12 protein-coding genes are annotated in these 11,278 nt (G+C 72.2%); 8 read left to right on the plus strand and 4 right to left on the minus strand.

Going from position 1 to position 11,278, the window contains the following annotated elements; all coding sequences use genetic code 11:
* Window positions 1-452: 452 nt before the first annotated feature.
* Window positions 453-1,079 (minus strand): TetR family transcriptional regulator, encoded by a 627-nt coding sequence (locus tag ACIRQH_RS30780; protein WP_358819002.1) that lies wholly within the window; start codon window positions 1,077-1,079, stop codon window positions 453-455.
* Between the two features lie 184 nt (window positions 1,080-1,263).
* Between ACIRQH_RS30780 and ACIRQH_RS30785 the strand changes: the two genes are divergently transcribed.
* The 3 genes from ACIRQH_RS30785 (at window position 1,264) to ACIRQH_RS30795 (ending at window position 3,286) form a co-directional block, all read left to right on the plus strand.
* Entirely contained in the window at window positions 1,264-1,431 is a 168-nt protein-coding gene (locus tag ACIRQH_RS30785) for a hypothetical protein (protein ID WP_358819003.1), read from the plus strand.
* Between the two features lie 313 nt (window positions 1,432-1,744).
* Window positions 1,745-1,957 (plus strand): DUF4190 domain-containing protein, encoded by a 213-nt coding sequence (locus ACIRQH_RS30790; protein ID WP_358819042.1) that lies wholly within the window; start codon window positions 1,745-1,747, stop codon window positions 1,955-1,957.
* Window positions 1,958-2,116: 159 nt separating this feature from the next.
* A complete protein-coding gene (locus ACIRQH_RS30795) occupies window positions 2,117-3,286 on the plus strand; it encodes a cysteine desulfurase family protein (protein WP_388869982.1) in 1,170 nt (389 codons plus the stop codon).
* A gap of 97 nt (window positions 3,287-3,383) precedes the next feature.
* Here ACIRQH_RS30795 and ACIRQH_RS30800 read toward each other — a convergent pair whose 3' ends face one another.
* Window positions 3,384-4,079 carry an N-acetylmuramoyl-L-alanine amidase gene (locus tag ACIRQH_RS30800; RefSeq protein ID WP_388869979.1) on the minus strand — a complete coding sequence of 232 codons (696 nt, stop codon included), beginning with the start codon at window positions 4,077-4,079 and terminating at the stop codon, window positions 3,384-3,386.
* 60 nt (window positions 4,080-4,139) lie between these two features.
* Between ACIRQH_RS30800 and mnmA the strand changes: the two genes are divergently transcribed.
* A complete protein-coding gene (gene mnmA / locus ACIRQH_RS30805) occupies window positions 4,140-5,261 on the plus strand; it encodes a tRNA 2-thiouridine(34) synthase MnmA (RefSeq protein ID WP_358819006.1) in 1,122 nt (373 codons plus the stop codon).
* Between the two features lie 67 nt (window positions 5,262-5,328).
* Here the strand turns inward: mnmA and ACIRQH_RS30810 are convergent, their stop codons facing one another.
* Both ACIRQH_RS30810 and ACIRQH_RS30815 read right to left on the minus strand, forming a co-directional pair.
* Window positions 5,329-6,114: an alpha/beta hydrolase gene (locus tag ACIRQH_RS30810; RefSeq protein ID WP_358819007.1), complete on the minus strand. Its 786-nt coding sequence runs from the start codon at window positions 6,112-6,114 to the stop codon at window positions 5,329-5,331.
* Window positions 6,115-6,178: 64 nt separating this feature from the next.
* On the minus strand, window positions 6,179-6,502 hold the full coding sequence (locus ACIRQH_RS30815) for a DUF427 domain-containing protein (RefSeq protein WP_358819008.1): 324 nt from the start codon (window positions 6,500-6,502) through the stop codon (window positions 6,179-6,181).
* Between the two features lie 50 nt (window positions 6,503-6,552).
* On the opposite strand from ACIRQH_RS30815, the gene ACIRQH_RS30820 reads away from it, so the two are divergent.
* The 4 genes from ACIRQH_RS30820 to ligA all read left to right on the plus strand — a co-directional run bounded on the left by ACIRQH_RS30820 (window position 6,553) and on the right by ligA (window position 11,136).
* Window positions 6,553-7,092 carry a TIGR00730 family Rossman fold protein gene (locus tag ACIRQH_RS30820; RefSeq protein WP_358819009.1) on the plus strand — a complete coding sequence of 180 codons (540 nt, stop codon included), beginning with the start codon at window positions 6,553-6,555 and terminating at the stop codon, window positions 7,090-7,092.
* 96 nt (window positions 7,093-7,188) lie between these two features.
* Window positions 7,189-7,887, plus strand: a complete 699-nt coding sequence (locus tag ACIRQH_RS30825) for an SDR family oxidoreductase (RefSeq protein WP_358819010.1) — start codon at window positions 7,189-7,191, stop codon at window positions 7,885-7,887.
* Between the two features lie 30 nt (window positions 7,888-7,917).
* Window positions 7,918-8,925, plus strand: a complete 1,008-nt coding sequence (locus ACIRQH_RS30830) for a methionine synthase (RefSeq protein WP_404227962.1) — start codon at window positions 7,918-7,920, stop codon at window positions 8,923-8,925.
* 15 nt (window positions 8,926-8,940) lie between these two features.
* Window positions 8,941-11,136, plus strand: a complete 2,196-nt coding sequence (gene ligA / locus ACIRQH_RS30835) for an NAD-dependent DNA ligase LigA (RefSeq protein ID WP_388869970.1) — start codon at window positions 8,941-8,943, stop codon at window positions 11,134-11,136.
* Window positions 11,137-11,278 lie beyond the last annotated feature (142 nt).

Consider the following 11,278-nt stretch of genomic DNA (forward strand, 5'->3'; position numbering starts at 1 on the left):
CCGGTTTCCCGGCCGGTACCCGCTGTCGGGGGCTCGGGTTCGGGGCGGGTTCGTGGTCGCGGGTGCCACCAGGCATGTGGCTGGGCTCAGTTGGCCTGGGCCTGGTGGGGTCGTGCGGTCGGTCGGGTTCGTGCAGGGCCGTGGGTCGGGCTGACGCGGGTCTCGCGGGGGGTGCCGGTTTCCCGGCCGGTACCCGCTGTCGGGGGCTCGGGTTCGGGGCGGGTTCGTGGTCGCGGGTGCCACCAGGCATGTGGCTGGGCTCAGTTGGCCCGCTTCGGGCGTATCGTGCGGTCGGCCGGGTTCGTGTCGTCGCGCCGGTCGGGTCGACGCAGGTCTCCCGGTCGGTGCCGGACGGTGGGCGGCTGGTCAGTCGGGCCGTGCCCGGGGCTCGGGGCGGGGCTTGGCTCGTGCCCGGCCCGGGTCCTGCGGTCCCGTCCGTCGGGCAGGGGGGATCAGCCGAGCCAGTGGCGGCGGCCGATGCTGATCAGGCGCATCTGGCGGCTCGTCACCCGGGCCACGCGCTCGCGCTCCGCCTCGGGGGCGTCCAGCGCCTCCAGGAACGCCGAGGCCGCCATCAGCATGTGGTCGACATAGAGACCCGCCAGCATGAGCAGATCGTCGTCGCTCCACCCCCGCGACTCGGGGTGTGCGGCGAGCGCGTCCCGCACCTCCTCGGCGAACCGGGCCAGTTGCTCGCGGATCGCGTCCCGCACCGACTGCACCCCGCCGTGCCGCTCGCGCGCGATGAAGCGGACGTGCGCGGGGTGCGCCTCGACATGATGGGCGATCAGTTCCACGGCCCGGGCGATGCGTTCGTCGCTGTCGCCGGCCGCGGACACCGTGTCCTCGATCATCGGGTGCAGGCTGCCGAGCGCCTCCTCGACGAGGGCCACGCCGAGATCCGCCGTCGAGCGGAAGTGCCGGTAGAAGGCGGTCGGAGCGACTCCCACGGCCCGCGTGACCTCCCGCAGACCCAGGCTGCTCAGGCTCTGGTCCTCCAGAAGCAGCAACGCGGCGTCCAGGAGCGCCTGTCGGGTCTTCTGCTTCTGCGCCTGCCGGATGCCGAGAGTGTGACTCATGCCATGCAGTTAACAACTGTTCTCTGGATTTTTAAAGCCGCCGGACGCGCTAGACTCAAGAGTCAGTGAACAAGTGTTACTACAACCGTTCACTGAGTCGTCAAGTCCCGGAAACAATCGGGCCTCACCGTCGAGGCACGGGTGGTCCGGGACCGGACCACGAGACTTCTTCGAGAGGCATCCCATGCTGTTCCTCGTCGCCGCACTCCTTCTGCTCGGCGTCGTCATGGGCACCGTGGCGCACGCGCCGCTGCCCGTCACCCTGGTCGCCGCGGCCGTCATCGGCATCTGGCTGGTCATCTTCGCGCTGCGTGAGCGCGGCGCCCGCCGCCGGCACACCTCCGCCGGCTGACAACCGGCCACCGCACCCTCGCCGACCGGCCCGTGGTCCCCTTCCTTCACCAACTGACCGTTGGGAGCTGACGTACGTCATGGCACTCACCACTCACACCGCCGGCACCACCCGATCTGCCGGCACCACCAGCACCGCCGATACCACCAGCACCGCCGACACCGCTCGCGGCGCGGAGACGGCCCGCGGCACGGACGCTGCCCCGGGCGGGCGGACCCTGCGAACCGAGGACGCCGCCCGCTCCACTGAGCCCACCCGCTCCGAGGCGATCGCGCGCACCGCCCTCGCGCGCCGCGTCCGGGACGCGGACGGCATGGCCGTGGCCGCGTTCATCCTCGGTCTGGTCGGTCTCCTGGTCCTCAACGTCTTCCTCGGCCCCATCGCCATCGTTCTCGCCTCCGTCGCCCTGTGGCGCGGGACCGCCCGCCGCGGCCGCGCGTTCCTCGGCCTCGGCCTGGGCATCGCCGACCTGGTCGTCCTGGTCGCCTTCATGCACTTCGACAGCACGGTGTCCTGGAGCTTCTGACGCCGGGCCGGTGAACGGCGCCCGGTGGCCGGAGTCCGGTTCAGCGCCCGTTCCGGTGCGGGGAGGACGCCTCCGCCGGTCCGCGCGCGGCCCGCGACGACCGTCATGCCGGTGGGGGCAGCGGCGGGGGAACGGCGGGCCCGTAGAATCGGGCCCACCATGGCTTACCTCGACCACGCCGCGACCACCCCCATGCTCCCCGAGGCGGTAGAGGCACTGACCGCCCAGCTGAGCGTCACGGGCAACGCCTCCTCCCTCCACGCCGCCGGCCGCCGCGCCCGGAGGACGGTCGAGGAGTCCCGCGAGACCCTGGCGGACGCCCTCGGCGCCCGTCCCAGCGAGGTGGTCCTCACCTCCGGCGGCACCGAGGCCGACAACCTCGCGGTGAAGGGCCTCTACTGGTCCCGCCGCGACGCCGACCCCGCCCGCACCCGCGTCCTGTCGAGCCCTGTCGAGCACCACGCCGTCCTCGACGCGGTCCACTGGCTCGGCGAGCACGAGGGCGCCACGGTCGAGTACCTCCCCGTCGACGCCTACGGCCGGGTCCACCCCGACGCCCTGCGCGAGGCGATCGCCCGCAACCCCGACGACGTCGCCCTCGCCACGGTCATGTGGGCCAACAATGAGATCGGCACCCTCATGCCGGTCCGTGAACTGGCCGACGTCGCCGCCGAGTTCGGCATCCCGCTGCACGCCGACGCCGTCCAGGCCTTCGGCCAGGTCCCCGTCGACTTCGCCGCCTCCGGCCTCGCCGCCATGACGGTCTCCGGCCACAAGATCGGCGGCCCGTACGGGATCGGCGCGCTGCTGCTGGGCCGCGAGTACACCCCCGTGCCGGTGCTGCACGGCGGCGGCCAGGAGCGGCACGTGCGCTCCGGCACCCTCGACGTACCCGCCATCGCCTCCTTCGCGGTCGCCGGACGGCTGGCCGCCGAGCAGCGCGAGTGGTTCGCCCGCGAGATCGGCGCCCTGCGCGACGACCTCGTCGACGCCGTCCGCAAGGCCGTGCCCGACGCGATCCTCGGCGGCGACCCGGCCCCCGGCGGCCGGCTGCCCGCCAACGCCCACTTCACCTTCCCGGGCTGCGAGGGCGACTCGCTCCTGCTGCTGCTCGACGCTCAGGGCATCGAGTGCTCCACCGGCTCGGCCTGCACGGCGGGCGTGGCCCAGCCCAGCCACGTCCTCCTCGCCATCGGCACCGATCCGGACCTCGCGCGCGGCACCCTCCGCTTCTCGCTCGGCCACACCTCCACGGAGGCCGACGTCGACGCGGTGGCCCGGGCGATCGCCCCCGCCGTGGAACGAGCGCGGAGCGCGGGCCTCACCTGACCGACGCGGCACGCGTCCCGGTCGAGGCCGGGCCCTCGGGTGGGACCGGCCTCTCGGGTGTGACCGGCCTCCGGTGTGACCGGCCTTCAGGCCGCGCTCACGCCGCCGCCGTCCGTGCCCGCCGCACCAGGCGCAGATACCGGTCCCAGTCCCAGTACCGCCCGGGGTCGGTGTGGTCGGTGCCCGGCACCTCCACGTGACCGATGATGTGCTTCCGGTCCACGGGAATGTCGTACCGTCCGCATATCCCGGCCGTCAGGCGCGCCGACGCCTCGTACATCGCGTCCGTGAACGACGAGGCGCGGTCCACGAAGCCCTCGTGCTCGATGCCGACACTGCGCTCGTTGTACGCGCGGTTGCCCGCGTGGAACGCCACGTCCAGCTCGCGGATCATCTGTGTGACGTGACCGTCCTTGCGGACGATGTAGTGCGCCGCCGCTCCGTGTCCCGGGTCCTGGAAGACCCGGACCGCGCTCGCGAAACTGCCCTGGGTGACATGGATGACCACCCGGTCTATCGAGTAGTCGTCGGGCCGGTCCGCCCGCCGCCAGTTCGCCGTCGACGCCGCCACCCACTGCGCTCCCCGGGAGTCCACCGCTCCCGCGACCCTCTGCTTCTCCACGCCGGGAAGCCGCCACCACAGGTGCGTCAGCACGTCCCGAGCGATCGCGGCCGTGCCCACGGCGGCCGCCACACCGCCGACGAGCAGCACACGGCGCCCGACCGCAGCGTCCGCGTCCTTGGCCGTCGCCTTGGCACCACGGCCCTTCGGCTTCCCCTTTTTCTCCCCCATGCGATCTTCAACGGATACTCGCGGGATCCGGTTCCCGCCGCCCCGTACTCTGGAGGGGTTATGACTGACACCTCGCAGCGCCCCCTCCGCGTCCTCGCCGCCATGTCGGGCGGCGTGGACTCCGCCGTAGCCGCCGCCCGCGCCGCCGAGGCCGGGCACGACGTGACGGGCGTGCACCTCGCCCTGTCGGCGAACCCCCAATCGTTCCGGACCGGCGCGCGCGGTTGCTGCACCATCGAGGACTCGCGCGACGCCCGCCGCGCGGCCGACGTCATCGGCATCCCCTTCTACGTCTGGGACCTCGCCGAGCGTTTCCGCGAGGACGTGGTCGAGGACTTCGTCGCCGAGTACGAGGCGGGCCGCACCCCGAACCCCTGCCTGCGCTGCAACGAGAAGATCAAGTTCGCCGCCCTGCTCGACAAGGCGCTCGCACTCGGCTTCGACGCGGTCTGCACCGGCCACTACGCGCAGGTGATCGTCCGCGAGGACGGCACGCGCGAGCTGCACCGCGCCTCCGACATGGCCAAGGACCAGTCGTACGTCCTCGGTGTCCTCGACGACCGCCAGCTCGCCCACGCCGTGTTCCCGCTCGGCGACACCGTCACCACCAAGGACGAGATCCGCGCCGAGGCCGAGCGCCGGGGCCTCGCCGTCGCCAAGAAGCCGGACTCGCACGACATCTGCTTCATCGCCGACGGCGACACCCAGGGCTTCCTGGCGAACCGCCTGGGCAAGGCGGAGGGCGACATCGTGGACGAGGCCGGAGCGGTCGTCGGATCCCACGAGGGTGCGTTCGGCTTCACGATCGGCCAGCGCAAGGGGCTGCGCATCGGCACCCCCGCCCCGGACGGCAAGCCGCGCTACGTCCTGGACATCTCGCCGGTGGACAACACGGTGACGGTGGGCCCGGCCGCGTCCCTGGACGTGTCCGCGCTGACCGCCCTCAAGCCCCGCTGGTGCGGTGCCGCCCCCACCGGCCCCGGCACCTACACGGCCCAGCTGCGCGCCCACGGCGGTGAGACGGAGGTGGCCGCCGAGCTGGTCGACGGCTCCCTCCACGTCACCTTCACCGAGCCGGTCCGCGGGGTCGCCCCCGGCCAGGCGATCGTCCTGTACGACGGCACGCGCGTGGTGGGCTCGGCGACGATCGCGACGACCACGCGCGCGACGGCGGGCGTCTGACCCGACGGCCGCCTCGCGTGGCCGTGTGCCGCGACACCCGGCCGGGCGAGGCAGCCGTCCGGGGCGGTCAGCCGTTCGCGTCGAAGAACTCCGCCAGCACCGGGGCGAGCACCAGAGGATCGACCATGTGGGTCTGTCCCTCCAGCGTGCGGTACGAGCCGTCGGGCGCCGCGTCCGCGACGACACGGGCCGCCTCGCGCATCCACCCGGGGCTGGCGTCGCCCGCGACCGACAGCAGCGGCACGGGCACGGCGGCCAGTTGTTCACGCGGCACCGCGCCGTCGCCCAGCGCGGCGTTGTCGTACGCCAGGGTCATGGCGATGGCCTCCATGCCGGCCCACGCGTGGGACAGACGGATTCCGGCGATCGTCGCCGGCGGCGTGCCGACCCGGGACAGGAACAGCTCGACGGCGTCCCCACGCCGGTCCTGCCCGAGCAGTTCAGTCAACCGCTCGGTGTACTCGGCACGCTCCTTGCCGCCCTGGTCGCCGACGGCGAAGGGCGTCTCGTAGACCGCGACTTCGCGCACGGGCAGCCCGCTCGCCACCGCCCTGAGGGCCAGCGCGCCGCCCGACGAGATGCCGTAGAGCGCCGCGCTGCCTCCGGATGCCTCGATCAGCGCCGCGATGTCCTCGACCTCACGGGCGACCGCGAAGGGCGCGGTGTCGCCGCTTCCGCCGCGACCCCGCCGGTCGTAGGTGACGGCCCCGAAACGGTCCGACAGGGCCGCGGCGAGGGGCGCCAGTGTGGCGCCCGTGCACATGGCCCCGCCGACCAGGACGACCGCCGGGCCTTCACCGAAACGTTCGTACGCGATCGGGGTCCCGTCGCGCGAGATGGTCTTGTTGTCCATGCCTGGGAAGACTGCCGGGTGGCCCGGAACTCATCGCGTCGCCACGCCCGCGCGGGCGTGGACGTCAGGACACGTCCTGCTCGTAGAAGCAGAAGTGGTCCTTGATCCCGGCGACGTCGGGCTTGGGGTCGGGGTAGCCCCACACGAGGTCCGCCCCGTCCGGGCGCGACCAGTACGACGCGGTGCCCTTGAAGGGGCAGTACGTGTGGGTGTCGGAGGGCGTCAGCAGGTCGAGACGGACGTCCTCGGGCGGGAGGTAATAGCGCACCGGACAGCCGGTCTCGCGCAGCACCAGGGGGCGGTCGCTCTCCGCCAGGACCTGGTCGCCGTGCACGACGCGGACGTGCTGGGTGCCCTGCTCGATGGTGATCGTGTGTCCTTCAGCCATACCGGGAAAGCGCTCGCGGGCCCCGATTCGTTCCCGCGTACGGTGAGGACATGAACATCTGCGTCTTCCTCTCGGCGGCCGACCTCGACGACCGCTACACACGCCCCGCGCGGGAGTTCGCCGAACTCCTCGGCAAGGGCGGCCACACCCTGGTGTGGGGCGGCTCCGACGTCGGGCTGATGAAGGTCGTCGCCGACGGCGTCCAGGAGGCGGGCGGACGGCTCGTCGGCGTCTCCGTGGACTTCCTGGCCGCCAAGGCCCGCCCCGGCGCCGACGAGATGGTCATCGCCGGCGACCTGGCCGAGCGCAAGGCGCTGCTGCTGGCGAAGGCGGACGCCGTGGTCGTCATGGTCGGCGGCACCGGGACCCTCGACGAGGCCACGGAGATCCTGGAGCTGAAGAAGCACGGGAAGACCGAGAAGCCGGTGGTCCTGCTGAACACGGCCGGGTTCTACGACGGCCTCAAGGAGCAGTTCCGCCGCATGGACGCCGAGGGCTTCCTGCCCCGCCCGCTGACCGACCTGGTCTTCTTCGCGGAGGAGCCCGTGGGGGCCGTGGCCTACCTGGAGGAGAGCCTCGGCACCCAGTGAGGCGCGTGCCGCGGCCGAGGTGCCGGCACACGCTGACGTGCCGGCCCTTGTCACGCGTCAGGACCCGGTGGGGGACCGGCGGCCGGTGATGCGAGCATGGCGTCCATGGCTACACATGTGATCACCGGGGCAGGCTCCGGCATCGGCGCGGCCGTCGCCCGCCGCCTGCACGCGCGCGGGGACGACCTCGTGCTCCACGCGCGCGACGCGGGCCGCGCCAAGGAACTCGCCGCCGCGTTCCCGGGGGCGAAGACCCTGGTCGGCGACCTGGCGGACCCCGACAAGCTCTCCTGGGCGTTCTCCCACCAGACACTCCCCGAAAGTGTCGACTCCCTGCTGCACATCGCCGGCGTCGTCGACCTCGGCCCGGTCGGCGACCTCACCCCGAAGTCCTGGCGCCACCAGCTCAACGTCAACCTGATCGCCCCCGCCGAGCTGACCCGCCTCTTCCTGCCACAGCTCCGCGTCGCCCAGGGGCACGTGCTGTTCGTGAACTCCGGCGCGGGCTTGAGCGCCCACGCCGACTGGGCCGCCTACGCCGCCTCCAAGCACGGCCTGAAGGCCCTCGCGGACTCGCTGCGCCACGAGGAGCACGCCGCCGGTGTGCGGGTGACCTCCGTCTACCCCGGCCGCACCGCCAGTCCCATGCAGGCGAAGGTCCACCAGCAGGAGGGCAAGGACTACGACGCCGCACGCTGGATCGACCCCGAGTCGGTCGCCACCACCATCGTGATGGCGCTCGACCTGCCGCGCGACGCCGAGGTCAACGACCTGACGGTACGCCCGGGGCGCTGACCTCCCCGCGGCATTCCGTACGCTTCCGGGGTGAGCGAAAACAGTGTGTTCAGCTTCGGTGCGGCCACCGGGATCGGGTCCATGCCGGGCGGCGACGCCCGGGAGGCCGCGAAGACCGTCACCGGTTCCGTGGAGGACTTCCCCCACCTCGCCGAACTCCCCGCGCGCGGGCCGGGCGCGGACATGATCGGCCGGACCGCCGGGATGCTCGTCGAGCTGTACGCGCGCGTGGAGCCCAGCGGCTGGCGGATCGGCGACCGGCCCGGCCGGGACACCAGGCGGGCCCGGTCCTGGCTGGGGGAGGACCTCGACGCCCTGGAGGAGTTCACCCAGGACTACGAGGGCCCCCTGAAGGTGCAGGCGGTCGGACCCTGGACGCTGGCCGCCGGCCTGGAACTGAGGAACGGCGAGTCGGTGCTCTCCGATCCGGGCGCCTGTCGCGACCTGGCGGGCTCGCTCGCGGAAGGACTGCGCGTCCACCTCGCCGACGTACGCGCCCGGATCCCCGGCGCCCAGGTCGTCCTCCAGCTCGACGAACCCTCCCTCATCTCCGTGCTGCGCGGGCAGGTGCGCACCGCCAGCGGCTACCGCACCCACCGCGCCGTGGACCGCCAGCTCGTCGAGGGAACCCTCCGCGACGTCCTCGGCGCCCACGCGGACGGACCCGTCGTGGTCCACTCCTGCGCCCCGGACGTCCCCTTCGCCCTGCTCCGCCGGGCGGGTGCGACGGCGATCTCCTTCGACTTCTCGCTGCTCACCGAGCGTGACGACGACGCGATCGGTGAAGCCGCCGAGAGCGGCACGCGCCTGTTCGCCGGTGTCGTCCCCGGCGTGGACGGCCCGTTGTCGGACCCTGCCGGTAGCGTCATGGGTGTCAGGACGCTGTGGCGCAGGCTGGGGCTGCGGCCGGGGCTGCTCGCGGAGGCCGTCACGCTCACTCCGTCGTGCGGGCTCGCGGGGGCTTCCCCCGACTACGCGCGCAAGGCGCTCGCCCACTGCGTCCGGGCGGCGAGATCCCTCGCGGACAACCCTGAGTAACGGGAGGACACAACGGTGGCCGGCGAAAAGCACGCAGAGCCCACATCGGTACCCGCCGAGGCACGGGAGAAGCACGCGCAGCTCGCTGAGCAGATCGAGGAGCACCGCTTCCGGTACTACGTGAACGACGCGCCCGTCGTCAGCGACGCCGAGTTCGACAAGCTGCTGCGCTCCCTGGAGGCACTGGAGGAGGAACACCCCGAGCTGCGCACCCCCGACTCGCCGACCCAGAAGGTCGCGGGCGCGTACGCCACGGAGTTCACCTCGGTCCAGCACCGACAGCGCATGCTGTCGCTGGACAACGCCTTCTCCGATCTGGAGCTGGCCGCCTGGGCGGAGCGCGTCGCCAAGGACGTGGGCACCTCCGACCACCACTTCCTGTGCGAGCTGAAGGTCGACGGCCTCGCGGTCAACCTGACGTACGAGCGCGGCCGTCTCACGCGCGCGGCGACCCGCGGCGACGGCCGGACGGGCGAGGACATCACGCCCAACGTCCGCACGATCGCGGAGATCCCGGACCGCCTGAACGGCGACCGCGTCCCGGACCTCGTGGAGATCCGCGGCGAGGTGTACTTCCCGATGGAGAAGTTCGAGGAGCTCAACGCCCGCCTGGTGGAGGCCGGCGACAAGCCCTTCGCCAACCCGCGCAACGCGGCGGCCGGTTCACTGCGCCAGAAGGACCCGCGCGTCACCGCGTCCCGCCCGCTGCACATGGTCGTCCACGGCATCGGCGCCCTGGAGGGCTTCGACGGCCTCGGCCGCCTCTCCGAGGCCTACGCCCTGCTGCACTCGTGGGGCCTGCCCACCACGCGGTACGCCAAGGTGGTCGACGACCTCGACGGCGTACGGGAGTTCATCGCGTACTACGGGGAGAACCGCCACTCGGTGGAGCACGAGATCGACGGGGTGGTCGTCAAGCTCGACGAGATCCCCCTCCAGGGGCGGCTCGGCTCCACCTCGCGGGCACCGCGCTGGGCGATCGCCTGGAAGTACGCGCCGGAGGAGGTCAACACCAAGCTCGTCAACATCCGCGTGGGCGTGGGCCGCACGGGCCGCGTCACTCCGTACGCGCAGGTCGAGCCGGTCACGGTCGCGGGCTCCGAGGTCGAGTTCGCCACCCTGCACAACCAGGACGTGGTGAAGGCCAAGGGCGTCCTCATCGGGGACACGGTGGTGCTGCGCAAGGCCGGTGACGTCATCCCGGAGATCCTCGGCCCGGTCGCCGACCTGCGGGACGGCAGCGAGCGGGAGTTCGTGATGCCGGCCGAGTGCCCCGAGTGCGGGACGCCGCTGCGCCCCATGAAGGAGGCCGACGTCGACCTGCGCTGCCCGAACGCGCGGACCTGCCCGGCCCAGTTGCGTGAGCGGCTGTTCTACCTCGCGGGCCGCAAGGCGCTGGACATCGACCACTTCGGGTACGTCGCCGCGGCCGCCCTCACCAAACCCCTGGAGCCGGCCGAGCCTCCGCTCACCGACGAGGGCGACCTCTTCGACCTCACCATCGATCGGCTGCTGCCCATCAAGGCGTACGTCCTCGACCAGGACAGCGGACTGCCCAAGCGCGATCCGAAGACCGGCGAGGAGAAGATCGCCACGATCTTCGCCAACCAGCAGGGCGAGCCCCGGAAGAACGCGCTTGCCATGCTCGACACCATCGCCGCCGCCAAGGAACGCCCGCTCGCGCGCGTCCTCACGGGCCTGTCGATCCGTCACGTCGGACCCGTCGCGGCCGAGGCGCTGGCCCGCGAGTTCCGTTCCGTCGACCGGATCGAGCAGGCGACCGAGGAGGAGCTCGCCACCACCGAGGGGGTGGGGCCGATCATCGCCGCCTCGCTCAAGGAGTGGTTCGCCGAGGACTGGCACCGCGAGATCATCCGCAAGTGGCGGGCCGCCGGGGTCCGGATGGAGGACGAGGGTGCGGGCGAGGACCGGGGACCGCGACCGCTCGAAGGCCTCACCGTCGTCGTCACGGGCACGCTGGAGCACCACACGCGGGACGGCGCCAAGGAGCAACTCCAGAGCCGTGGAGCGAAAGTGACCGGTTCTGTTTCGAAGAAGACGTCATTCGTTGTAGTGGGTGACAATCCTGGTTCGAAGTACGACAAGGCAATGCAGCTGAAGGTTCCGGTTCTGAACGAGGACGGCTTCGCGGTCCTGCTCGAACAAGGACCCGAAGCGGCGGCGGACGTCGCACTTCCGATCGAGCAGTAGCGGTTGAAGGCCACCCGTTCGGCGCATATCAGATGCATACGGGTGGCCGGGTCGCATTCGGGCAACCGTAGACGACCGCTGCCCGTGGAAGCCTTCTGCGGCCTACTGTTGACGTGTGCGCCTGCCGTGCCCAGCTGCGGCC

The organism is Streptomyces sp. NPDC102279 (assembly GCF_044766365.1).
Taxonomy (GTDB): domain Bacteria; phylum Actinomycetota; class Actinomycetes; order Streptomycetales; family Streptomycetaceae; genus Streptomyces.